This is a genomic window from Methylobacterium sp. NPDC080182 (assembly GCF_050281105.1).
GTDB lineage: Bacteria > Pseudomonadota > Alphaproteobacteria > Rhizobiales > Beijerinckiaceae > Methylobacterium.
In genome coordinates this window covers 39546-60962 of record NZ_JBNNWO010000005.1, presented here as the reverse complement: position 1 = coordinate 60962, position 21417 = coordinate 39546, and the positions used below count along the sequence as shown (strand labels likewise).

Sequence of the window (21417 nt, the reverse complement as noted above, 5' to 3'; positions counted from 1 at the left end):
GCGCCTCCTCAGGCCGCGGCCTGCCGCACGGCGGCGGCGACGGCGTTGTAGGTTCCGCACCGGCACAGGTTGGTCATGGCGCCGGCGATGTCGGCCTCGGTCGGCTTCGGGGTCTGCTTGAGCAGGCTCGTGGCGGCCATGACCTGACCGGACTGGCAGTAGCCGCACTGGGGCACCTCGATGCCGACCCAGGCGGCCACGACCCGGGCACCGACCGGGTCCTGCTCGATCGCCTCGATCGTCGTGATGGCTTGGTCGCCGACGCTGTCCAGGGGGATCTGGCAGGAGCGGGTCGCCGCGCCGTCGAGGAGCACCGTGCAGGCGCCGCACTGCCCGATGCCGCAGCCGTACTTCGTGCCGGTCAACCCGAGGCTGTCGCGCAGGACGAATAGCAGCGGCGTGTCCGGTTCCGCGTCCACCGTGTAGCGACGCGCATTGATCGTGAGCTGGACCATCGTTCGACCTCGTGGGATGGGGACGCCGCGACGTGTCTCGGCGTGCGAACCGGAAGGGCGACGTGTCTTCGGGGACGGCCGAAGGCGCGGTCCGGATCGTGTGCCGTGTCGCGAGAGGTACCGCCGCCCCCGGCCGCGCGGAATCATACGAAGGTTAGGGGTCGTCACCCGAAACGGTGCCCCTCCGCGGCCCGCCCCCGGGATCAGGGCCGGCCGAGGACAGTCCAGCGCCCCGGGTCTCGGTCCTGAAAGCTTCGCGCGGCGGCGCGCGGGCGGCGGGTCACGCGCCCGGGCCGCGGCCGCGGCGAACCTGCGTGTTCAGGGATCCGAGCCTTCGAAGCGGAGGGCGCGGGATCGCGGCAGGCCGGCCGGCTGAAGCGCCGACCGGAACCGGCGATCGCCCGTCAGTGATGGACGGAACTGCGGTGATGGGCCGATCCGGCTCGGTCAGGCCGAGGTTTCGGTCGGATCATCCGAGACTCGATGCGCACGAAATCTGCGCGCCGGGCGGTCGGGACCGGTCTATCATACCGACGCATGATATCCGTCCGGTCGTGAGGCCTCTACGTTTTCCGCAGATCTCGGGATCGCGGAGGAAATACCATGGACGACCACTACGATGCCCTCGTGATCGGCAGCGGCGAGGGCGGCAAGTTCCTGGCGTGGCACCTCGCCAAGGCCGGCCAGAGGGTCGCGGTGATCGAGCGCCGCTGGATCGGGGGCTCCTGCCCCAACACCAACTGCCTGCCGAGCAAGAACGAGATCTGGAGCGCCGAGATCGCCCACCGCGCCCGGCAGGCCGACCGGTACGGCGTCGAGACCGGACCGGTCGTGGTGGATATGGGCCGGGTGGTCGCGCGCAAGCGGGCGATGGTCCGCGACCTCATCGACATGCACCTCGACCGCTACCGCGAGAACGGCGCGGAACTCGTCATGGGAACGGCCCGCTTCACGGGCCTCAGAGCGCTCACGGTCGCGCTGAACGCGGGCGGCTCGCGCGCGCTGACGGCCGAGCAGATCTTCCTGAATCTCGGCACCCGCGCGACCATCCCGGACGTCCCGGGCCTGCGCGAGGCCGGGCCGCTCACCCATATCGAGGCGCTCAAACTCGACGCTGTGCCAGCCCACCTCGTCGTCCTCGGCGGCGGCTACGTGGGCCTCGAACTGGCCCAGGCCTACCGCCGGTTCGGCAGCGCGGTGACGGTGATCGAGCACGGGCCCCGGATCGCGGGCCGCGAGGATCCGGACGTGGCGTCCGCCCTCGCGCAGCTCCTCGAGGCCGAGGGGTTGGCGATCCGCACCGGCACGGAGGTGGTGCGCGTGCGCGGCCGCTCGGGCGAGGCCGTGGAGATCACGGTGCGCGGCGGCGCCGGTGAGGCGGTCATCGCCGCGAGCCACATCCTCGTCGCGGCGGGGCGCGCGCCGAACACCGACGGCATCGGTCTCGACCGCGCGGGCGTGGCTCTCACCGAGCGGGGCGTCATCGAGGTCGACGACCACCTCCGGACGAGCGCGCCGGGCGTCTGGGCCATCGGCGAGTGCGCGGGCAGCCCGGCCTTCACCCACGCCTCGGCGGACGATTTCCGCGTGATCCGCGACACGCTGGCGGGGATCCCGCGCTCGACCGCGGGCCGGCTGATGCCGTCCTGCCTGTTCACCGACCCGCCGCTGGCGCGGGTCGGGTCGACCGAGACGGAGGCGCGGGCGGACGGTCACGCCGTCCGGGTGGCGCGGCTGCCGATGGCGGCCGTGCTGCGCACGCGGACGACCGGGCAGACCGAGGGGTTCATGAAGGCCGTCATCGGCCCGGACGATCGCATCCTCGGCTTCACGATGCTCGGCGCGGAGGCCGGCGAGGTCATGGCCGCGGTCCAGGTCGCCATGCTCGCCGGCCTGCCCTACACGGCGTTGCGCGACGCGATCCTGGCCCATCCGACCACCGCGGAGGGGCTGAACAGCCTGTTCGCGGCCGTCCCCGCCCGCTGAGGCTCAGCCGGCGGCGCCGGCGACGGCGGCGGGCTCGGCCGCGGCGCCGCCCGCCCCGCCCGGCTCGGCCGCCGGCAGCTCGACCGCGAAGGTCGCGCCCGGCCCGTCATTGTTCCCGCCGGTCAGCGTGCCGCCATGGGACTCGACGATGGTCCGGCAGATCGCGAGGCCGATGCCCATCCCGTCGCGCTTCGTGGTGAAGAACGGGCTGAACAGCCTGGGCAGCTGCTCCGGATCGATGCCGGTGCCGCTGTCGACGACCGCGATCCGCAGCCGGCCCGGCGCGGGGGCGGTCAGCGCGATCCGCAGCGCGCGGCGGGGCTCGGGCAGGTCGCGCACGGCGTGCAGGCCGTTCGTCACGAGGTTGACCACGACCTGCTGCAGCTCGACGCGGTCGGCCAGGACGCGCGCCTCGGTCGCGGCGATCACCGTCCGCACCGTCGCCCCGGCCGCCAGGATCTCCCGGTCGAGGAGGGCCGCGACCTCCGCCAGGAGGGAGCCCAGGTCGAGGATCTCGGGCTGGCTGCGGTCGCGGCGGAGCTGCTCGCGCGTCCGCTGCACGATCCGGCTCGCCCGCATGCCGTCGCGGACGGCGCGCTCGGCCGCCCGCGCGGCCGCCTCCAGGTCCGGCGTCTCGCGCCGCAGCCAGCGCAGGCAGGCCTCGGCGCTCATCACCATGGCGCCGATCGGCTGGTTGACCTCGTGGGCGATGGAGGCGGAGATCGCCCCGACGGTCGAGACCCGGCCCGCGCGGGCGAGCTCGGCCTGGGCCGCGAGCAGGGCCTCCTTGGCGCGCTCCCGCTCGGTCACGTCGATCATCGCGCAGGCAACCCGGTCGAGGGCCGCCTCGTCGTCCGGCAGCGCCACGACGAGGATCGCGGTCACCTCCCGCCCGTCGGCGCGGATCAGGCGGCCCTGGGCCTCGAAGCGGCCGCCCGCCCGGTCGATCCGCTGCAGGAGCGGCAGGACGAGGTCGTTGCCCGGCGGGAGGAAGCGGCTCATCGAGCCGAGCACCGCCTCGCGGGAGCCGCAGCCGAGGAGCCGCACCGTCGCGTCGTTGACGTCGACCAGCGCGATCCGCCGGGCGCATTCGGCGACGAGCGCGGCGTCGGCCTGCCCGCGGAGGTCGGGCCCGAGGGCGCCGGTGGCCCGCGCCTCGGCGAGGTGGGCCTGCGCCTCGGAGAGATCGACCTCACACAGCGCGACGTGGCTCTGCTCGAACAGCGCGCGGTAGCGGCGCTCGCTCCGGGCGAGCGCGTCCAGCGCCCGCCGCCGGGCGCTCGTGTCGAAGGCGATGAGGCTGATCCCACCGGTCAGCGCGAGGTAGAAGCCGACCGCGGTCAGGCCGCTCTGCGCGGCCAGCGCCTGGGCGATCATCGGCGAGAAGGCGCCGCCGATGATGCCGCCGACGTTGAACGCCACGGAGGTCCCCGTGTAGCGCACCTGCGGCGGGAACAGGCTCGGCAGCCACGCGCCGAGCGGCCCGTTGACGAAGCCCATCACCCACAGGGCGAAGGCCAGGAAGGCGAAGATGGTCGCGAGGGAGCCGCTGCCGAGCATCGGCGCCAGCAGGATCCCCGACACGATGGTCCCGGCGCAGCCGACGATCAGGACCCGGGCCGGGTCGAGCCGGTCCGACAGCCAGCTCGCGACGACGATGGCGGCGGCCATGAACAGGATCGCGCCGAGCTCGACCGTCAGGAACGAGGCCCGGGAGTAGCCGAGCGTCGTCGTGCCGTAGCCGAGCGCGAAGGCGGTGGCGGTCCAGAACAGGGAGAAGCACGCGACGACGCCGAACATCCCGGCGACGACCTGCCCGGCATGGTCGCGCATCAGGGCGACGAGGGGGACGCGCGGGGGCTGCGCGTCCTTCACGGCGGCGGCGAACTCCTCGGTCTCGCCGAGATTGGTGCGGACCCAGAGCCCGAGCCAGACCAGGGGCACGCTGAGCAGGAAGGGCACCCGCCAGCCCCAGTCCGCGAACTGCTCCGCGCTGAGGGTCAGGGTCAGGACGAGGAACAGGCCGTTGGCCACGAAGAAGCCGAGGGGCGCCCCGAGCGGCGCGAACATCGCGTAGCGGGCGCGCCAGCCCGGCGGGGCGTTCTCCAGCGCCAGCAGCGCGGCCCCGCTCCACTCGCCGCCGAGCGCCAGCCCCTGCCCGAACCGGAGGAGGCAGAGCAGGACGGGGGCGAGCCAGCCGGCCAGCGCGAAGGTGGGCAGCAGCCCGATGGCCGAGGTCGTGAGCCCCATCAGCAGGAGCGAGGCGACCAGCGTCGCCTTGCGCCCGATCCGGTCGCCGAAATGCCCGAAGACCGCGCCGCCGATCGGCCGGGCCACGAAGGCGAGGCCGAAGCTCGCGTAGGCGCTGATCAGCTCCGCCGATTGCAGCGCCGCCGGGAAGAACAGCGGCCCGAAGATCAGGCTCGCCGCCGTGGCGTAGATGTAGAAGTCGTAGAACTCGACCGTCGTGCCGATCAGGCTCGCGAGGAGGACCCGCGCCGTCGTCTGCCTGGGACGCGCGTCGCCCACCGCACTCATCTCCGCGCCTCGCTGCACAGCCTGTCGGACGGGCGCGCGGCCGGAGGAGGCGGGCGGCCGCGAATTCTGGGCCGGGAGGCGCTGACCTCGCCGGAGGTTGAGCCGGTCCCGGGGACAGTGCAACCGCTCATAGCCACAAGCTTGGCCGCGAGTCGATAGGTGCGTCGGGGGCGGTCCAGCGAGCGATCACTCGTGGCGACCCGTGCCGGCGGTCCGCGCCGTCCACAGACGGTCGGCTTGATCGGGCGCGGATACAACCTGTAAGCACTGCCAGTGCGGGCAGCCTGTCAGAGGCGCGCGGGGACTCGTCGATCACGATGTCAGGCAACGTCCGGGGTGGCGCGGCGAAGCCCGGCGCCGACACGGCCTCACCGCTGGTGGTCATCGTCGAGGATGACGAGGGCGTCCGCGAAGGTCTGCAGGACCTCCTGCACTCCGTCGGGCTCGACACCCTCGCCTACGGCGCGACGCGCGACCTCCTCGCGGCGACGCTGCCGGACCGCCCGGGCTGCCTGATCCTCGATGTGCGGCTGCCGGGATCCAGCGGCCTCGACCTGCAGGCGAAGCTCGCCGCGATGGGCAACCGCATGCCGATCATCTTCATGACCGGCCACGGCGACATCCCCATGACCGTCCAGGCCATGAAGGCGGGCGCGCTCGATTTCCTGACCAAGCCGTTCCGCGATCAGGACATGCTCGACGCCATCGCAGTCGCGATCGAGCGGGACAGGACCCGGCGGGCGTCGAGCGCGGGGGTCGCCCAGCTCGAGGCGCTGGCCGCGACCCTGACGGCGCGGGAGGCCGAGGTGATGGCACAGGTCGTCAAGGGGCTGCTCAACAAGCAGATCGCCCACGCCCTCGGCATCAGCGAGATCACGGTCAAGATCCACCGGGGCAACGTCATGCGGAAGATGGCGGCCGGCTCCGTGGCCGACCTCGTGCGCAAGACCGAGCTGCTCAAGGCCCGGGCCGCCGTCTGAGCCCACCCATCGCCCCGTCGCTTCCGCAGACCCGGCCCGGGCCGATCGGCGCGGAACGATGCCGGACATCGCCGCGTTGGCACCCGCACTGGACAGATTCGTCGCGGCGATCGGATCGGGGATCGGCGAAGAAGTCCTGCCTCAACTCGTGAAATCCATGTCTACCGGGTCGCGTCGCGGCGCCCCGGGTCCTGCGTTGCTGTGGCAGGACTCGGTTCATCGGGATGTGAGTCCGTCGCGCGCATCAAACCATCGTATAATTTCGTCGAAGCCGCCGCCGGCCCACAGAGGTGGGATCGATGCGCCTTCGAGAGGCTCCGGAGGGAGATTCGTGCCGGTCGGGAAGAAAGCGGTCGCGGTCGTGGACGACGACGAGGCGGTTCTGGACGCGACGTCCAGCTTCCTCGAGGCGTTGGGCTACGACGCGCGGGCCTTCAACTCGGGCGAGGCCTTCCTGGCCGCGATGGCCGGCAGCGACGTGTCGTGCCTGCTGACGGACGTGAACATGCCGGGGATCAGCGGCATCGAATTGCAGGACCGCGTCCGGGAGCAGCGCCCTGCCCTGCCGGTCATCATGATGACCGCGCTGACCGACGACGCACTCCGGCGCCGGGCCCTCGCCGGGGGCGCCCGCGATCTCCTGCGCAAGCCGCTCGTGGCCGACGAGCTGATCCGCTGCCTGGAAGAGACGATCGGGGCCTGACTCCAGGGCCTGACTCCAGTGCCTTTCCATCCGTGACGGGATCGCCGGCCGGCTCCGGACCGGCATCGCGCGCGTGCGCCGCTGGCACGCCGATCCGAGGCCGGTCCGGTTAGGACATCAAACCTCCGTATGATTCCGGCGCGAACGGCCACGGTCCAAGGTCGCGCCATGGAAGCGGCGCGCCGTCGGCGGGCCGGACGAGGAGGCGGGGATGGGACTGACGATGGCGAGCCCGGGGGCGGCGCCCGACGAGGCCCTGCTGCGCGCGGAGACCGCCCGCAGCGCCATGGCCCGGCTGCTCGCCGTGGCCGGACACGACCTGAAGCAACCCCTGCAGGTGGCCCTCATGGCCATCGACCGCGCGGTCTCGGACGGCGTCGGTCCCCGGGCCGCGGCCCGGCTCGGCCTCGCCAGCGACGCGCTGGTGCGGCTCGGCCGCGAGCTCGACGATCTGGCCCGCTCCTCCCAGGCCGGCAGCGTGGCGCCCCGGCTCGGTCCCGTCGCGGTCGCCCCGCTCCTGGAGGCGGTGGCAGCCGAGTGGGGACCCTACGCCGACGCGGTCGGGGTGCGTGTCCGGGTCTGCGCCACGGCGCTGACGGTCACGAGCGAGGTCGCCATGCTGACGACCATCCTGCGCAACCTCGTCGGGAACGCCGTGAAGTATGCGGGCCCGGGCGGCCGCGTCGTCGTCGGATGCCGCCGCCGGCAGGGGCGCGTCGCGATCGAGGTGCACGACGGCGGTCCCGGCATCGCGCCCGAACGGCTGATGGGCATCTTCGACGCCTTCGACCGCGCCGGACGCCGGGACGGGGCCGGTCTCGGGCTCGGCCTCCATATCGTCCGGCAAACCGCCGCGGCGCTCGATCACCCGGTCGCCGTGCGATCCCGGCGCGACTGGGGCTCGGTCTTCGGCGTGACCGCGCCCCGCCACCGTCCGGCATCCGCGTAGACGCCCCGGGACGATCCCGACGGCACCGCCGCCGTGGAGCAGGTCCGCCGTCCCGGTACCGGAGGCCGCGAAACGCCCGGACCGCGCGCAGGCCGCCGAAATCCGCGGCGTCCACGGCCACGCAGGCGTGCCGCGGCCACACGGCTTGCTCGCCAGGGTTGCTTGTGGAACCGTGTCGGCCTGAGACCCCGAAGAGGCGACGGATGCTCCGCACCGTGCTTTCGCAGACGGAGCGCGACCTGACATGACGGCTGGTGATCCGCCCAACAAAATGGCCGAAGTTGCCGGCCTTGCGGCCGCGATCGCCGATCACATCCTCGCGCAGCACGAGGCCGGGACCACGATCCCGCCGGACCAGTTCCGGATGCTGGTAAGCGCCGCCCGGATGCTCCTGGACAACGGCGTGGCTTGGCCGCCGTCGGTGACCTACCTCGTCATGGAAGTCGCTCGACGGGTCGAGGAGGCCGAGCCGCCGCCCAAGGGCGACGAGGTCGTGACGCACCTGGAGCAGGCGCTCGACGCGGCGAAACCCACCTGAGACACCTTAGACCGACCGTCACGCGGCGGGCGCGCCGACTTCCCGCGGGATCGGCGCCCTATATGGGCCCTATGCCCACACTCGGTCTCAAGCTCCCGCTCCGGATCTGCGTCCTCGAGAACGCCGCCTGCGTCGAGGATGCCGGTGGCCGGCGCACCGGCTACGTCTACTGGGACGAGGGCCGCGGAGGATGCGGTGACAGGCCTTTCACCCGCGCCGAGGCCATCGAGCAGGTCCGGATCATCGCGGGCGCCTGGGCCGGCGCCCTGGTCCACAGCGGCACCCTCGACACCGGCCCGTCGCCCGAGCCGGGTGCCGCCGCCGCCGAGCCGTCTCCGGAAGGCTGACCGCGCCCGGCCGAGCGGGATCCGCTACAGGCCGGTGCCGCTCACGTACGAGACCGGCGCGCCCGGACCCGAACTCGTCGCGGAGGCCGCGACGGTGGCGGCGATCCAGTCGCCGTCGCTGGTCCCGGATGCCCGGCACTCCCGCGCCATGGCCCGCACTCGGCGGCGCCAGAGCCAGAGGCGGAGGGTGTGGATGAGGTCGTACATGGTCGGCCCCGCGCTGTCGCTCCCGTCCATGTGGGGCGCGCGGGCGGACCGCTCAAGCCTGCGGCGCCCGACCGGTCGAGCTCGGAAGCCCCGCCTCAAGCGGAGCGGTGCTTCATCACGAAGTGGAAGCCGAGCTCGGGATTCTTGCTGAAATCGGCGTCGTAGAACGCGTTCTCGTTGCCGGAGCCTCGGCAGAAATCCTTGAACTGAAACATGGTCATCGGGACAAATTCCAGCCCGTGCTGCCGGACAAGCTCGCGCCACCACGTCTCCGGCTTGACCGTCGGGTGGTAGCTCACGCCGTTGGCGACATCGTCGTATGTCGCGGCGGAGCCCACGAAAAGACCGCCGTCCGCCAAGTGGGATTTCACGTTCGCGAACAGCTGAGGAAGCAGCGGTTCCTCAATGTGCTCGAGGACCTCCCACATCGTGATGACGTCAAATTTCGCTTTCGTCCCTGACCTCTGATCCATCAGGGAGAAGGGCTTGGTGATATCGCAGGTCTTCAGATAGTCCGGGATGATGGACCACTCGGCGCGCTGCGCGCGAAGGGAGTAATCGCTCCCCTCGATCCCGAAAGCCGCGTTGCCTCGGATGAGGAAATCGAAGACGAGGCCGCCCCCCGCGCAGCCGAGGTCCAGGGCCCTGACCTTTCGGCCGAAATGGCTCTCGATCGCGTGGCAGAACCGCTGATTGCGCGTATTGTCATCCTTTGTTCCGCGCGGAACCGTGTGATCGTTGCTCTCGTAGGCGATCGGATGATCCGTCACGAGGCAGAAATCGTTCTTCGGCGCGAGCTGAACCACGGCGAGGCGCCGGACATCTTGCATCTGCGCCAGCTGCTGCGCGTGAGCCGTCATGATCTTGCTGTCGAGGGCGGCATAGAGCTGGCGGCCGACGTCGAGGATCTGCTGCGTGATAAATTGCTTGTCCTGGTCGTCCATCACAAATTCCCGACGAGCGATCTCGAGCTGACGCGGTGTGGCCAGCGCCGAATTTATCCGAGATCCTGTATCAAATCTTTACGCGGCGACCCGAATTCGGATCGTGACGCGTCGGCGCGCTGCCCCGACGGCGCACTGCGTTCCGGATCTGCCGCCAGCTCGATCCGGCGAGCCGGCAGGACGCCTCACGCCCCTCCCCCGGGCAGACCCGACCAGGCCTCGCGGACGAGCGCGAGGCGCCGCTCGGCCCGGGCCGCGTCGGCATCCGCGACTTGGTCGAGCACGGCCTCCAGCGCCTCGGATCCGCCGAGCGCGGCGGCCGCCTCGCCCTGGCGGCGCATGGCGGAGCGGTGCGCCCGCATCGCCGGCCCGGCCTTCTGCCCGGCCTCGATCGCCTCCAGGGTGGCGATCAGGGCGGCCGCGAACGGGGCGACGTCGCGCCACGAGGCCGCCGCGGGCGCCGGCTCGGGCGGGTGGGCACGCTCCGGCGGCGGTGCGGAGAAGTTGGTGGTGAGTGGGCGCTTCATGACGAACCTCCACGGGCGCGGTATCAGGGGGCCATCGGCCGGAGCGGAGCTGTACGAGGAGCGCATGGCCGAAAGGCGGAAGGGCACCGGGTCCGGCGAGGATAGCCTGTCGCGCCACATCCTCCCCAATGCCGGCACGATGGTCGGCGTCTGCACCACGCTGATCGGCCTCGTGAAGATCGCCGAGGGCTGGATCGGGCCGAGCCACGTCGACGAGGCCGCCGCCCTGACGGCGATCCTGTTCCTGGTCAGCGCGATCGCGTCCTACCTGTCGATCCGCCTGGACGACGGCGGCGATCTCTCGGTCACCCTGGAGCGCTGCGCCGACATCTGCTTCGTCATCGGGCTGGTCGGCCTGACGCTGATCTCGGTCCTGTTCGCCTACGAGACGATCTGACGGCGCGCGGCGCGGAGCCGGTCGGGCAGGGCCTCGCGGTCGGTCAGCGCCGCCGCCAGGACCGCGAACAGGCCGAGATGCAGGCCGAGCGCCGCCAACCCGGGATCGCGCAGGGACCACAGGCCGGCCGCCCCGAGCGCCATGAGCGGCGGTCCGGCCACGTAGACGGCGCTCCGCCACCCGGCGGGCCGGCCGAGACGCCAGAAGCAGCCGGCCAGCGCCGCCAGGGCGAAGCCGCCCTTGAGCAGTGCCATGAAGCGGATCACCCGCACGAGGTCGGGATCGACGGGCGCCGCGGGGACCCGCGCGGCCGCGACGAAGGCGAGCGGAAGCGCGAGGATCGTCAGCGCGGCGAGCAGCAGGCGCGCCCGTGGGGTGCCGCGCGTCGCGGGCGCGGCCGCGGCCGGGATCGTCATCGCCTGAACCCGCATCGGCTTCCTCCTGCGCGCGCCGCGATCGGGGGCGAGTCTAGGCTCTCCGGAGGCTCCGGTCACCTCGCGGGGGAGGGCGGCCGGGCCGGGCCGTCGCGGGCCGGGTCCGAGGGCGGCGCGTGCGGCTCAACAGCCGCGGAACAGCGCCACCCCGAAGGCGGTGAACTTCAGCGGCAGGTGGCAGTGGCGGTCGGGGTCGTCGATCCGGAAGCGGATCGCGGCCTCCTCCAGGAACCCCTCCCCCGCGGCCCCGACGAAGTCCCCGATGACGAACACGACCTCGTAGAGGCCGGCGGCGAGCCGCGTCCGCACGACCGGATGGTCGAGGGTCCCGTCCGCCCCGAGGCGGCCCTCGGCGATCACCCGCCGCTTTCCCCCGGCGCTCAGGACGCGCACGCGCATCCCCTCGGCCGGCCGGCCCGTGGCGGCGTCGACGGCGTGGAGCGACAGGCCGGTCACGGGGTCCCGTCCTCCCAGACCATCCGCCAGGGATGGGCCGCCTCGTAGGCCGCCGCCATCGCCACCAGGGTCTCGTCGCCGCCCCAGGGCGCCACGAGCTGGAACCCGATCGGAAGCCCGGCGCCCGAGGGTCGGCAGGGGATCGAGATCCCTGGGCAGCCGGCGGCGTTGACGAAGCCCGTGAAGGTCGCCGAGCCGCGGGGGCCCACCGGCACCCCGGCGATGCGCGGCGGATGGGTGTCCTCCGCCGGCCAGGGCAGCGCCGCGGCCGCGGGGGTCATGAGGACGTCGTGGTCGGCGAACAGGGCGGCGAGGTCCCGGCGCAGCGCCAGCGCCATCCGCTGCACGTCGAACAGGTCGGCCGCCGACAGGGCCGCCCCGGCCTCCGCCAGGGCGCGGATGTCCGGGCCTAGGTCGCCGAGCCGGCCGGGATGCGCGCGCATCAGCCACGCGATGCCCGCCTGGCCGAGGACCGGCCACGCCTCCGTGATGGCGCTCGCCGCGTCGAAGCGGCCGGTCTCGACCCGGTGGCCGAGGCCGGCGAGGCGCCCGGCCGCCTCGGCGACGCTGTCGGCGGTCTCGGGATCGACCGGGGCCGTCCCGAAGGCCGGGACGTGGAGGATCCGCAGCGGGCGCTCCGACACCGCGGTGGTCCCGAACGGGCCGAAACCGTGCGACGCAACGGAATCCGGGTCGGCCGCCCCGAGGACACGCATGGCCGCCGCGAGGTCGTCGACGGTGCGCGCCATCGGCCCGACCACCTCGAGGTCGAGCATGATCGGCGGCAGCCCGCCTGTCCGCGGCACCCGGCCGGCGGTGGGTTTCAGGCCGACGAGGCCGGTATGGGAGGCGGGGCGGCGGATCGAGCCACCCGCGTCGGTACCGAGGGCCAGGGGCCCGATCCCGGACGCCACGGCCGCCACGGCGCCGCCGCTGGAGCCCCCCGGCGTCAGCGCCGGATCCCACGGGTTCCGGGTGACGCCGTGGACCGGGTTGCCGGTGTAGCCCTGGACGGTCAGCTCCGGGACGTTGGTCTTGCCCAGGATCACCGCCCCGGCCGCGCGCAGGCGCGCCACCGGCGTCTCGTCGCGGTCGATGGCCTGCCCGGCCCCCTCCCCCCCGTAGAGCCGGCTGCCCCAGCCGGTCGCGAACCCGGTGACGTTCAGGCTGTCCTTGACGGTCAGCGGCACGCCGTCGAGGGGCCCGAGCGGCCGTCCCGCCCGCCAGCGCGCCGTGCTCGCCGCGGCGGCGCGCTCCGCGCCCTCGGGATCGACGGCGGCGAGGGCGTTGAGCACGGGGTTCACCGCCTCGGCCCGCTCCAGGCAGGCGCGGGCGGCCGCGACCGGGCTCGCCGTCCCGGCGGCGTAGCGGCGGCCGAGGGCGGCGGCCGAGAGGGTCCAGAGCGGGCCGTCCGCGTCGATCCGGGTCATGACTCCTCCTCGCGATGGGCGATCCAGCGGGCGAGCGGCCCGGCGAGGCCGGTGGCCGGCTTCGCGGGCGGCCGGGCGAAGCGGCCGGCCCGCGGCGGCCGCGTCCCGAGCCGCACCAGGGCCTGCGCCTGGCCCAGGGCTGCCGCCAGCGGATCGACGAGCGGCACCGGCACCGCGTCCCGCAGGGTCGTGGCGAGGCCGGCGAGCGGCGCGCCGGCCAGGATCACGACGTCGGCCCCCTCCCCCACCGCCCGCTCGGCCAGGGCCAGGATCTCGGGCCGCAGCTCGTCCTGCACCTCGGTCACGGCCTGGAACGGCCGGCGCACCGCGTGGAGGCCGGCGCAGCGCGCCGACAGCCCGGCCAGCGCCACCGCGTCCTCGTACCAGGGCAGCAGGGCGGGCGCGAAGGTGACGACCGCGAACCGCGCCCCGAGCTGGCAGGCGGTCAGCATCGCGGCCTCGGCCATGCCGACCACCGGCAGGTCGAACAGCTCCCGCGCGGCGACCAGCCCGGGATCGCCGTAGGCGGCGATCACCGCGGCGTCGTGGCCGGAATGGTGGGCGGCGAGCGTCTCCAGCACGGCCGCGCCGGCGAGCTGCGCCTCGGCCCGGCTGGCGATGTAGGGCAGGCCCGTCGTGGCGGTGAGCGCGGTGATCCGCGCGTCGGGCGCGAGCGCCGCCTCGGCGGCCCGCGCCATGCGCGCGGTCATCGCCGCCGAGGTGTTGGGATTGAGGAGCAGGATGCGCATGCGAGGGTTCCGGGCGCTTCAGCCCGCCATCCGGCGGGACAGGCCGGCGGCCCGCTCCATCACGGCGGCGAGCACCACGGTCACGAGGATCAGCAGGCTGGAGGCCGCCGCCACCGTGACGTCGAGGCGGCCCTCCAGGTCCTGCCACATGCGGATCGGCAGCATGTCGGTGGCGGCGTCGCGCAGGAACAGCGAGACCGGGACGTTGTCGAAGCTCGCCATGAAGGCGATGAAGCCCCCGGCCAGGATCCCGGGCCGGATCAGCGGCAGGGTCACCCGGCGGAACGTGTAGAGGCGCGAGGCGCCGAGCGAGGTCGAGCTCTCGAGGAGCACCGGATCCATCTGCGACAGGGCCGCCACGGTGGTGCGGACCACGTAGGGCACGCAGACCACGGTGTGGCCGAGGACGAGGGTCAGCGGCGAGACCGGGATGCCGGCGAGGCTGAACAGCATCAGCGCCGCGAGCCCGAAGGCCAGGGCCGGCAGGACCAGCGGCGACAGGAACAGGCTGTCGAGGAGCCGCGCGGAGACTCGCGGCGACCGGGCGATGGCGAGCGCCGCGGCGGTGCCCAGCGCCACCGACAGCAGGGTCGTCCAGCCCGCCACCACGAGGCTGTTCCAGGCGGCGGCCCGGAGCTGCTCGGCCTCCGCGAGCGCCGCGTACCAGCGCAGCGAGTAGCCCGGCGGCGGGAAGCGCAGAGAGAAGCCGCTGGTGAACGACACCACCACGACGATCACGGTGGGCGCCGCCAGCAGGACGAGGCAGAGCCCGGCCAGCAGCAGCACCGCGCCGTGGAAGCTGAACCAGTCGAGATCGCGCCGCAGGCTCGTCCGCATGGTGACCTCCCGGTGATCTCCCGTTGACCTCAGGCGCCTGCGCGGCCGCCCGACAGGCGGCCCGCGAGGTTGAGGAGCGTGACGCAGGCGAGCACCGCCACGAGGAAGACGATCGCGATCGCCGCCGCGAACGGCCAGTTGTTGAGCGAGGAGGCCTGCTGGTACAGGTACATAGGCATGAACAGCATCTGCCCGCCGCCGATCAGCGACTGGGTGATGAAGGCGGTGATCGCCGCCGCGAAGGTCAGCAGGCAGCCCGCCACGATGCCGGGCAGGCAGAGCGGCAGCGTCACCCGGAGGAAGGTGCGCCACGCCCCCGCCCCGAGCGCCGCCGAGGCGTCGGCGAGGTTCGGGTCGATCCGCGACAGGGCGGTGACCAGGGGCAGGACCATCAGCGGCAGTTGCACCTGCGCCAGCGCCAGGACGAGGCCGCCCTCGGTGTAGAGCAGCTTCAGGGGCGCGTCGGTGAGGCCGAGGCCGAGGAGCGCGGCGTTGACGATGCCCTGGCGCCCGAGGATCACGATCCACGCGAAGGTCCGGACCACCACGCTCGTGAGCAGCGGCAGCAGCACGATCAGGGTCAGCAGGCCGCGCAGCCGGCCGGGCGCCCAGGTCAGGAGCAGCGCCAGCGGCAGGCCGAGCAGGAGGGTCAGCGCCGTGACCTCGACGCCGAGCCACAGGGTCGCGCCGAGCACCCGCAGGGAGAACGGGTCGAGCAGGAACCGGGCGTACTGGTCGAGGCCGAACCGGGTCATGGCCGGATCGGCGTAGAAGCTCACGAGCAGCAGCAGCGCCAGCGGCGCCAGGAAGAAGACGAGGAAGAACGCCCCGAGCGGCAGCGCGAGGCGGATGTCGTAGGCCGCCGTCCAGGCGCGGCCCGGGCGGAGGGGCGCCGCGACCGGGCCCGCCGTGGCCGGGCCGGCGCTCACACCCGGATCTCGCGGTTGAAGCGCTCGATCCAGGCCGGCCGGCCGCGGTTGATCGCGGCCCAGTCCTGGAACACCGACTTGCGCTTCAGCTCGTCCGCGTCCTTCGCCAGGACCTTCGCGACCTCGCCCTCGATGGCGACCTTCCGATTGGTCGGCACGATCAGGTAGGGGCTCTGCATCAGCTTGGCCTGCACCTCCGGCGACAGCGCGGCCTCGATCAGCTTGAAGGCCAGCTCCTTCGACGGCGTGTTCTTGACGATGTGGATCGTCGTCTTGAAGGCGATGATGCCTTCCTTCGGCGCCGCGAACTCCACCGGCACGCCCCGGGCCTTCAGGATCTGGATCGCGTTGAAATTGCCCGGCCCGATGTCGACCTGCTCCTGCTGGTAGAGGGCCGCCAGGGCGCCCGGGTTGGCCGCGACGGCGGCGAGGTTCGGCTTGAGCGCCTCCAGCGCCTTGAAGCCCGGCTCGACGTCGGTCTCCGAGCCGCCGTGCATCCGGGCGATCTCCACGAGGAAGCCGGTGCCCAGCGTCGAGTTGAGGTTGGTGATGCCGACCCGGCCCTTGAATTCGGGCTTCCACAGGTCCGCCCAGGAGGTCGGCGGGGTCTTCACCTTCTCGGGGTTGTAGGTCAGCCCGACGATCTGGAAGAACGGCGCCGGACCCATCGGCTCCTGCGCGTCGGCGATCAGGTCGCCGTAATGGGCGGACTGGGCCACCGGGTAGGGCTCGACGAGGTCCTGGGCGATGGCCGTGAGGGCTGGCCCCGGATCGTGCAGCATCACGTCGATCGGCGGGTTGGCGCGGGCCGCCTGGACCTTGGCGATCTGGTCGACCGAGAGCATCGGATCGAGGATCACGTCGCCGCCCGAGCTCTTGCGGAAGGCCGGCACCAGCACGGCCCGGTGCGCCTCCTCCCAGCTGCCCGTGAAGGTCGCGAAGACGAGCTTGCGCGCCTGCGCGCGGGACAGGCCCGGGAAGGCCTGCGCGGCCCCGAGGGTCAGGGCGCCGGCGAGGAGGGTGCGGCGGTGCAGGGGCATGGTCGGTTCTCCTGGCTCGGTGTCGGGCGGCTCGGCCTCAGTGTCGCGGATCGGGAAAGACGCCGACCCGCTCGGGTGCTGTCGGGCGCAGGCGCACGCGGGTGCCGGGCGGCCGGGGCCGGGCGCCCGCCGCGCGCGGCTCGGCGGTCTTGAGACGGGCGCCGCCGTCGAGGCGGATCTCGTGGACCAGGGTGGCGCCCAGCGGCAGGCCGACCTCGACCGCGCCGTCGAGGCCGTCCGCGGCCCCTGCCCCCGCCCCCTCCTCCGCGAAGGCGACGTGCTCGGGCCGAAGGCAGGCGGCGACCCGGGTCCCGTCCGGCAGGGACGTGGCGGCGGGGAGCAGGCCGCCCGCCTCCAGGGCCACCACGCGGGCGCCGCCCGGCTCCGTCGCGAGCCGCCCGTGCAGGACGTTGGCCGTGCCCACGAAGGTGTTGACGAACAGCGTCTCGGGGCGGTCGTAGACATCGGTCGGGGGGGCGAACTGCTCCAGGCGGCCGGCATTGAGCACGGCGACCCGGTCGGCCATCGACAGCGCCTCCTCCTGGTCGTGCGTGACGATCAGCGTGGTGGTGCCGGCGCTGCGCTGGATGCGCTTGATCTCGATCTGCATGTCGAGGCGCAGGTTCTTGTCGAGGGCCGCGAAGGGCTCGTCGAGGAGCAGGATCGAGGGGCGCACGGCCAGCGCCCGGGCCAGCGCCACCCGCTGCTGCTGGCCGCCCGACATCTCCCGCGGGAAGCGCCCGGCGAGGTGCTCCAGGCGCACCAGCGCCAGCATCTCGGCGACCCGCGCCCTCTGCTCGGCCCGCCCGACACCCCGGGCCGCGAGGCCGTAGGCGACGTTGTCGGCGACGCTCATGTGCGGGAACAGGGCGTAGTTCTGGAACACGATGCCGACGGTGCGCCGGTTCGGCGGCAGGTGGTCGACCGCTTGGCCGCCGATGATGACGCGCCCCTCCGTGGGCTTCAGGAAGCCCGCCACCGCGCGCAGCAGGGTGGTCTTGCCGCAGCCCGAGGGCCCGAGCAGCGCGACGAGCTCCCCGCCCCTGATGTCGAGGGTCACGGTGTCGACGGCGAGCGCCGTCCCGTAGCGCTGGGTGATCCCGTCGAGGATCAGGGTGGTCCCGGCGCTCACGAGCGGCCCTCCCCGCCCGCCGCGAAGGCGCGGCCGTGCGCGGCGAGATACGCCGTCGGGCAGCCCGCCAGCTCCAGGCCCTTCCACAGGGTGACGGCCACCGAATCGATCACCGGCACGCCGAGTTCGGCCTCCAGGGCCGGGGCGAGCGCGGCGCCCGCGAGGTTCGTGCAGACGATCGCCACCGCGTCGACGCCCTCGGCCGCCACCGCCCGGACCATGCCGGCGATGGCCTCCGGGCCGGTCTCGGCGAAGGCGAAGTTTTCCGACAGGCCGAGGTGGCGCTCGGCGGCGCAGTCGAAGCCGGCCGCGCCCCAGTTGGCCTGGATCCGGCGCTGCACGTCGCCGGTATAGGGCGTGACGAGGCCGATCCGCCGGAAATCCCGGGCGCGGAACAGGTCGCGGAAGGCGAGCGCGGCGGTGGAGGCCGGGCACCCGGTCCGGTCGGTGATCGCGGCGCTCAGGCGCTCGTCCGCGTCGAAGCCGAGCCACGCGCCGGAGGTCCCGTTCCACAGGATCGCGGCGACGCGGGCATCGGCGAGCAGTTCGGCCGCCGCCAGGATCGGTTCGGGGTCGAACTGGTCCAGGGCCGCCGCCGACAGGCCGATCTCCGTCACGCGGAAGCGGGCGAAGTGGGCGCTCACGCCCGCGACGCCGGCCAGGAGATGCGCCGTGGCCGGCTCGAGGACGCTGTTCGACGAGGGCGTCAGCATGCCCAGACGCGTCGTGCCGTTCGCTCGTTCCATGGAATCCATCCCCGATCCATGAAGCATCCGACAGGCCGGGACGGGCGACAAGGCATTTTCTGCATGCTGCATGCAATTTGCGCAAATGCATGATATGGCAGCGCAAGAGGCCGAAAAATGGGTCATCGATCGGGCGGCCGGACGCGCTAGGCTGGCGCGGGAGAAGGGGAGGATCGATGGACGTCGTCGCACGCCGCCGGGGCCGGCCCCGCAAGGCGCCGGTCGTCCCGGCCGCGCAGGTGCCGCGGACCGGCCTGCACGAGCATGCGGCGGGCCGGCTCAGGGACATGATCGTGCGCGGCGTGCTGCCGGCCGGCGCGTCCCTCGTGGAGACGGACCTGTCCGTCGCCCTCGGGGTCAGCCGGACACCGTTGCGGGAAGCGCTCAAGCTCCTGGCCGCGGAGGGGCTGGTCGAGCTGCACCAGAACCGCAGCGCCCGCGTCCCGGACTGGACGCCGGAGGAGATCCTCGAACTGTTCGAGGCCCTGGCCGGGATCGAGCGGCTGACCGCGGAACTCGCGGCGCCGCGGATCTCCGAAGCCCTGATGGACGCGCTGCGCGACAAGCAGGCGCGGCTCGACCGGATGCATCGGAACCAAGTGCTCGACGCCTATTTCGCCCTGAACCAGGAGATCCACCGGACGATCGTCGAGGCCGCCCGGAACCGTCCGCTGGCGGAGGCCCATGCGGCGCTTCAGGCCCGGGCCCAGTGGGCGCGCCTGCGCGCGCTCTCCAGTGGCAGTCGCTGGGAGGAATCGGCCCGCGAGCACCGGGATCTGTTCGAGGCGCTCGCCGCGCGGGACGCCGCCGCGGCCGGGACCGTCGCCCATCGCCACGTGCTGCGGACCGGCGTGGTGATCGCCGAGACGCTCCAGGCCCGGCGCGCGGACCCCGCGGCGCGGTAACGAAGCGTTAACCCGGTCGTCGCATCGGTGGGTCACCAGCCGGACGCTGGCCTTCCACGCCCATCCGATCCGCCCCTCAACACGGGTGGGCGTGGAAGCCTCGGCCGCCGTCCGTCAGGCGTCGCCGAACGCGACCCCGAGCTCGGTCTCCTGGCGCCACGTGACCCGTGCCGGCCGGCGCCGGCCGCCGACCCCGTAGGCCAACACGAAGGCGTCGGGCACGCCGATCACGCTGACGACCTTCAGGCGGGCGCCCCCGTCCGACATGTTGCGGATCGTGCAGTCGATCACGCCGCCGCCGGCGAGTTCGATATGGCCCTCGAGCAGGGTCCGTCTGCGGGGCGCGGCGCGTCTGTCGTCCATCCTCGTTACCCTATGGTTGCGGGCCGGATCCCTCCGGATCCGCGCGCGCTCCGCCGGCCCGGGGCACGGATGATCGATCCCGCCCGCCCCGTCCCGACGCGACGCCGTCGGGCCCGATCCGAGCCGTCCGCCATCGCGCCCAGGAGACCACAGCGTTCGTGTCGATTCCGTCAAGGCGCTCCGCGAAAGCGCGGCGGCGCGCCGGTCAGGACGTCCGCACGAGCTGCAGGGCGCCCCGCGGGGGCGGCGGCGCGACGCTGCGGGTCTGGTTGCGACCGCCGTTCTTGGCCTCGTACAGGGCGCCGTCCGCCAAGCGGTAGGGATCCGGCAGCGGCGCGCTCCGGTCGGCGCCCGGCCGGACGGAGGCGAGCCCGATGCTCACCGTCACGGCGCCGGCCCCGATCCCGGCCGACGGGACGGTCAGCTTGGCCACCTCGGCGTGGACCGTGTCGGCGACGCGCAGGGCGCCGGCCTCGTCCGTCTCGGGCAGGAGCAGGGTGAACTCCTCGCCGCCGATGCGGCTGACGAGATCCTGGGGGCGGTGCACGCTCGCCGCGAGGCAGCGGGCCAAGCCCTGCAGGATCTGGTCGCCCACCGGGTGCCCGTAGCGATCGTTGAAGCGCTTGAAATGGTCCGCGTCGACGATGAGCAGCGATAGGGGGAGGCCGTCGCGCCGGGCCGCGTCCAGGTTCCGCCGGAGGGCGTCCTCGAAGCAGCGGCGGTTCGGCAGGCCGGTCAGGGCGTCGGTGCGCGACAGCGCCGCCATCTCGGCCCGCAGCGCCTCGCGGCGGCGCAGCTCCCGCCCGAACAGGAGCGACAGCGCGATCGTGAGGCCGCACAGTGCTAGCACGATGCCGCCGATGATCGTCGCCTTCGCGGCCCACTCCGCCTCCACGTCCTTGGTGGACAGGGCGACGTTCAGGATCAGCGGAAGGGTTCCGATCCGCGTGAACGTGTAGTTCCGCTCGACGCCGTCGCGCACGGAGGTGCTGACGAAGTTGCCGCGCCCCTCGCGCAGGAACCGTTTGAAGATCGCGGTCTGCCCGATATTCGCCCCGAGATCCGCCTCCACGTAGGGGTAGCGCATCAGGCGAGTGCCGTCGGTCAGGTACAGGTTGATGGCCCCGCCCGGTCCGAGATCGATCTCGCTGAACAGGTGGGTGAAGTAGGACAGCTTCACGGTGCCCAGGACCACGCCGCCGAAGCTGCCGTCGGGCCGGTCGATGCGGCGGCTGAACGGGAGCATCCGCTCTCCGTTGAGCCGCGACACGATCGGGCGCCCGACATGGAGGCCGAGCCCGGTGCTCGCCCGGTGGACCTGGAAGTACTCGCGGTCCGCGTAGTTGCCCGGGCGCGGCGGCACGGCCGCGATGTCGCCGACGGCGTCGCCCCGCTCGTCCAGGATCAGCATCACGCCCATGTCGCGGGCGGTGGCGGCGCGGTCGAACAGGATGAGCTGGCGCAGGTGCGGGTCGGCCTGGGCCAAGCCCGGCACCTTCAGGTTGTCGACCGCCGCGTGGATCGAGAGATCGTACATCTCGATGTTGCGCGCGATGTCGCGCTCGAGGACCTGCAGGAGGTTCCAGGAGGTCTGCTCGGCGCTGGTCCAGGCGTCGCGGCGCAGGTCGGCCAGCATGAGACCGGACGTCACGACCATGCCCAGCGGGGCCAGGATCCCGAGGACGATCCAGGTGCGGGCCGAGCCGAGCCACGGGGCGACGCGTCGCCAGACGTTCATCGGCCCCCCGCGGACGGCGCTTCGTTGCCGCGCTCTGGCACGCCGAGCCTTAACCGCCGCTTTCACGGCGGCGGGCCGGTCTTACAT

The 21417-nt window shown here is 73.1% G+C and carries 24 protein-coding genes; 8 read left to right on the top strand and 16 right to left on the bottom strand.

Annotated features, from left to right (window positions below):
- Window positions 1–8 precede the first annotated feature (8 nt).
- Window positions 9–455, bottom strand: a complete 447-nt coding sequence (locus tag ACQKQD_RS10830) for a (2Fe-2S)-binding protein (protein WP_427508343.1) — start codon at window positions 453–455, stop codon at window positions 9–11.
- 603 nt (window positions 456–1058) lie between these two features.
- Between ACQKQD_RS10830 and ACQKQD_RS10825 the strand changes: the two genes are divergently transcribed.
- The gene (locus ACQKQD_RS10825; RefSeq protein ID WP_427508342.1) at window positions 1059–2441 is read left to right on the top strand and encodes a mercuric reductase; all 1383 of its coding nucleotides are present in this window, start codon (window positions 1059–1061) and stop codon (window positions 2439–2441) included.
- A 3-nt stretch (window positions 2442–2444) separates the two neighbouring features.
- Here the strand turns inward: ACQKQD_RS10825 and ACQKQD_RS10820 are convergent, their stop codons facing one another.
- Entirely contained in the window at window positions 2445–4979 is a 2535-nt protein-coding gene (locus ACQKQD_RS10820) for an MFS transporter (protein WP_427508341.1), read from the bottom strand.
- A gap of 317 nt (window positions 4980–5296) precedes the next feature.
- Between ACQKQD_RS10820 and ACQKQD_RS10815 the strand changes: the two genes are divergently transcribed.
- From ACQKQD_RS10815 to ACQKQD_RS10795, 5 genes are all read left to right on the top strand, one after another.
- Window positions 5297–5959 (top strand): response regulator transcription factor, encoded by a 663-nt coding sequence (locus tag ACQKQD_RS10815; RefSeq protein ID WP_427508340.1) that lies wholly within the window; start codon window positions 5297–5299, stop codon window positions 5957–5959.
- Window positions 5960–6290: 331 nt separating this feature from the next.
- Window positions 6291–6662 carry a response regulator transcription factor gene (locus tag ACQKQD_RS10810; RefSeq protein ID WP_056526640.1) on the top strand — a complete coding sequence of 124 codons (372 nt, stop codon included), beginning with the start codon at window positions 6291–6293 and terminating at the stop codon, window positions 6660–6662.
- A gap of 211 nt (window positions 6663–6873) precedes the next feature.
- Window positions 6874–7611, top strand: coding sequence for a sensor histidine kinase (locus ACQKQD_RS10805; protein WP_427508339.1), 738 nt, complete (start codon window positions 6874–6876; stop codon window positions 7609–7611).
- Window positions 7612–7882: 271 nt separating this feature from the next.
- Window positions 7883–8149, top strand: coding sequence for a hypothetical protein (locus ACQKQD_RS10800; RefSeq protein ID WP_427508338.1), 267 nt, complete (start codon window positions 7883–7885; stop codon window positions 8147–8149).
- A gap of 71 nt (window positions 8150–8220) precedes the next feature.
- Window positions 8221–8496, top strand: a complete 276-nt coding sequence (locus tag ACQKQD_RS10795) for a hypothetical protein (protein ID WP_427508337.1) — start codon at window positions 8221–8223, stop codon at window positions 8494–8496.
- A 24-nt stretch (window positions 8497–8520) separates the two neighbouring features.
- Here the strand turns inward: ACQKQD_RS10795 and ACQKQD_RS10790 are convergent, their stop codons facing one another.
- The 3 genes from ACQKQD_RS10790 to ACQKQD_RS10780 all read right to left on the bottom strand — a co-directional run bounded on the left by ACQKQD_RS10790 (window position 8521) and on the right by ACQKQD_RS10780 (window position 10174).
- A complete protein-coding gene (locus tag ACQKQD_RS10790; protein WP_427508336.1) occupies window positions 8521–8733 on the bottom strand; it encodes a hypothetical protein in 213 nt (70 codons plus the stop codon).
- 65 nt (window positions 8734–8798) lie between these two features.
- A complete protein-coding gene (locus ACQKQD_RS10785; protein ID WP_427508335.1) occupies window positions 8799–9647 on the bottom strand; it encodes a methyltransferase domain-containing protein in 849 nt (282 codons plus the stop codon).
- Window positions 9648–9832: 185 nt separating this feature from the next.
- A complete protein-coding gene (locus ACQKQD_RS10780) occupies window positions 9833–10174 on the bottom strand; it encodes a hypothetical protein (protein ID WP_427508334.1) in 342 nt (113 codons plus the stop codon).
- Window positions 10175–10238: 64 nt separating this feature from the next.
- On the opposite strand from ACQKQD_RS10780, the gene ACQKQD_RS10775 reads away from it, so the two are divergent.
- Window positions 10239–10571, top strand: coding sequence for a hypothetical protein (locus ACQKQD_RS10775; protein WP_205833488.1), 333 nt, complete (start codon window positions 10239–10241; stop codon window positions 10569–10571).
- Here ACQKQD_RS10775 and ACQKQD_RS10770 read toward each other — a convergent pair.
- From ACQKQD_RS10770 to ACQKQD_RS10730, 9 genes are all read right to left on the bottom strand, one after another.
- Window positions 10556–11002, bottom strand: coding sequence for a hypothetical protein (locus ACQKQD_RS10770; RefSeq protein ID WP_427508333.1), 447 nt, complete (start codon window positions 11000–11002; stop codon window positions 10556–10558). The two genes, ACQKQD_RS10775 and ACQKQD_RS10770, sit on opposite strands and share 16 nt — an antisense overlap.
- A gap of 126 nt (window positions 11003–11128) precedes the next feature.
- A complete protein-coding gene (locus ACQKQD_RS10765; protein WP_354454994.1) occupies window positions 11129–11461 on the bottom strand; it encodes a hydroxyisourate hydrolase in 333 nt (110 codons plus the stop codon).
- Window positions 11458–12891, bottom strand: coding sequence for an amidase (locus tag ACQKQD_RS10760; protein ID WP_427508332.1), 1434 nt, complete (start codon window positions 12889–12891; stop codon window positions 11458–11460). The genes ACQKQD_RS10765 and ACQKQD_RS10760 overlap by 4 nt, the downstream gene beginning before the upstream one ends.
- On the bottom strand, window positions 12888–13640 hold the full coding sequence (locus ACQKQD_RS10755) for an aspartate/glutamate racemase family protein (protein WP_427508331.1): 753 nt from the start codon (window positions 13638–13640) through the stop codon (window positions 12888–12890). The genes ACQKQD_RS10760 and ACQKQD_RS10755 overlap by 4 nt, the downstream gene beginning before the upstream one ends.
- An 18-nt stretch (window positions 13641–13658) precedes the next feature.
- Window positions 13659–14477: an ABC transporter permease gene (locus ACQKQD_RS10750; RefSeq protein WP_427508330.1), complete on the bottom strand. Its 819-nt coding sequence runs from the start codon at window positions 14475–14477 to the stop codon at window positions 13659–13661.
- A gap of 29 nt (window positions 14478–14506) precedes the next feature.
- Window positions 14507–15406 carry an ABC transporter permease gene (locus ACQKQD_RS10745; protein WP_427508329.1) on the bottom strand — a complete coding sequence of 300 codons (900 nt, stop codon included), beginning with the start codon at window positions 15404–15406 and terminating at the stop codon, window positions 14507–14509.
- Complete coding sequence (locus ACQKQD_RS10740) at window positions 15403–16446, bottom strand: ABC transporter substrate-binding protein (RefSeq protein ID WP_427508328.1); 1044 nt, start codon at window positions 16444–16446, stop codon at window positions 15403–15405. The genes ACQKQD_RS10745 and ACQKQD_RS10740 overlap by 4 nt, the downstream gene beginning before the upstream one ends.
- Window positions 16447–16483: 37 nt before the next feature.
- Window positions 16484–17578: an ABC transporter ATP-binding protein gene (locus ACQKQD_RS10735; protein WP_427508327.1), complete on the bottom strand. Its 1095-nt coding sequence runs from the start codon at window positions 17576–17578 to the stop codon at window positions 16484–16486.
- Complete coding sequence (locus tag ACQKQD_RS10730) at window positions 17575–18333, bottom strand: maleate cis-trans isomerase family protein (RefSeq protein ID WP_427508326.1); 759 nt, start codon at window positions 18331–18333, stop codon at window positions 17575–17577. The genes ACQKQD_RS10735 and ACQKQD_RS10730 overlap by 4 nt, the downstream gene beginning before the upstream one ends.
- A gap of 167 nt (window positions 18334–18500) precedes the next feature.
- On the opposite strand from ACQKQD_RS10730, the gene ACQKQD_RS10725 reads away from it, so the two are divergent.
- Window positions 18501–19229: a GntR family transcriptional regulator gene (locus ACQKQD_RS10725; protein ID WP_427508325.1), complete on the top strand. Its 729-nt coding sequence runs from the start codon at window positions 18501–18503 to the stop codon at window positions 19227–19229.
- Between the two features lie 114 nt (window positions 19230–19343).
- On the opposite strand, the gene ACQKQD_RS10720 is transcribed toward ACQKQD_RS10725, so the two are convergent.
- Together ACQKQD_RS10720 and ACQKQD_RS10715 are read right to left on the bottom strand one after the other, a co-directional pair.
- Entirely contained in the window at window positions 19344–19592 is a 249-nt protein-coding gene (locus ACQKQD_RS10720; protein WP_091981398.1) for a PilZ domain-containing protein, read from the bottom strand.
- 205 nt (window positions 19593–19797) lie between these two features.
- Window positions 19798–21330 carry a diguanylate cyclase gene (locus ACQKQD_RS10715; RefSeq protein ID WP_427508324.1) on the bottom strand — a complete coding sequence of 511 codons (1533 nt, stop codon included), beginning with the start codon at window positions 21328–21330 and terminating at the stop codon, window positions 19798–19800.
- Window positions 21331–21417 lie beyond the last annotated feature (87 nt).

Excerpts from the sequence above, each read along its gene's own strand:
- ACQKQD_RS10830 (WP_427508343.1), bottom strand. The coding sequence starts at position 455 with ATGGTCCAGCTCACGATCAATGCGCGTCGCTACACGGTGGACGCGGAA.
- ACQKQD_RS10825 (WP_427508342.1), top strand. The coding sequence starts at position 1,059 with ATGGACGACCACTACGATGCCCTCGTGATCGGCAGCGGCGAGGGCGGC.
- ACQKQD_RS10820 (WP_427508341.1), bottom strand. The coding sequence starts at position 4,979 with ATGAGTGCGGTGGGCGACGCGCGTCCCAGGCAGACGACGGCGCGGGTC.
- ACQKQD_RS10815 (WP_427508340.1), top strand. The coding sequence starts at position 5,297 with ATGTCAGGCAACGTCCGGGGTGGCGCGGCGAAGCCCGGCGCCGACACG.
- ACQKQD_RS10805 (WP_427508339.1), top strand. The coding sequence starts at position 6,874 with ATGGGACTGACGATGGCGAGCCCGGGGGCGGCGCCCGACGAGGCCCTG.
- ACQKQD_RS10800 (WP_427508338.1), top strand. The coding sequence starts at position 7,883 with ATGGCCGAAGTTGCCGGCCTTGCGGCCGCGATCGCCGATCACATCCTC.
- ACQKQD_RS10795 (WP_427508337.1), top strand. The coding sequence starts at position 8,221 with ATGCCCACACTCGGTCTCAAGCTCCCGCTCCGGATCTGCGTCCTCGAG.
- ACQKQD_RS10790 (WP_427508336.1), bottom strand. The coding sequence starts at position 8,733 with ATGGACGGGAGCGACAGCGCGGGGCCGACCATGTACGACCTCATCCAC.
- ACQKQD_RS10785 (WP_427508335.1), bottom strand. The coding sequence starts at position 9,647 with ATGGACGACCAGGACAAGCAATTTATCACGCAGCAGATCCTCGACGTC.
- ACQKQD_RS10780 (WP_427508334.1), bottom strand. The coding sequence starts at position 10,174 with ATGAAGCGCCCACTCACCACCAACTTCTCCGCACCGCCGCCGGAGCGT.
- ACQKQD_RS10775 (WP_205833488.1), top strand. The coding sequence starts at position 10,239 with ATGGCCGAAAGGCGGAAGGGCACCGGGTCCGGCGAGGATAGCCTGTCG.
- ACQKQD_RS10770 (WP_427508333.1), bottom strand. The coding sequence starts at position 11,002 with ATGCGGGTTCAGGCGATGACGATCCCGGCCGCGGCCGCGCCCGCGACG.
- ACQKQD_RS10760 (WP_427508332.1), bottom strand. The coding sequence starts at position 12,891 with ATGACCCGGATCGACGCGGACGGCCCGCTCTGGACCCTCTCGGCCGCC.
- ACQKQD_RS10755 (WP_427508331.1), bottom strand. The coding sequence starts at position 13,640 with ATGCGCATCCTGCTCCTCAATCCCAACACCTCGGCGGCGATGACCGCG.
- ACQKQD_RS10750 (WP_427508330.1), bottom strand. The coding sequence starts at position 14,477 with ATGCGGACGAGCCTGCGGCGCGATCTCGACTGGTTCAGCTTCCACGGC.
- ACQKQD_RS10740 (WP_427508328.1), bottom strand. The coding sequence starts at position 16,446 with ATGCCCCTGCACCGCCGCACCCTCCTCGCCGGCGCCCTGACCCTCGGG.
- ACQKQD_RS10730 (WP_427508326.1), bottom strand. The coding sequence starts at position 18,333 with ATGGATTCCATGGAACGAGCGAACGGCACGACGCGTCTGGGCATGCTG.
- ACQKQD_RS10725 (WP_427508325.1), top strand. The coding sequence starts at position 18,501 with ATGGACGTCGTCGCACGCCGCCGGGGCCGGCCCCGCAAGGCGCCGGTC.
- ACQKQD_RS10720 (WP_091981398.1), bottom strand. The coding sequence starts at position 19,592 with ATGGACGACAGACGCGCCGCGCCCCGCAGACGGACCCTGCTCGAGGGC.
- ACQKQD_RS10715 (WP_427508324.1), bottom strand. The coding sequence starts at position 21,330 with ATGAACGTCTGGCGACGCGTCGCCCCGTGGCTCGGCTCGGCCCGCACC.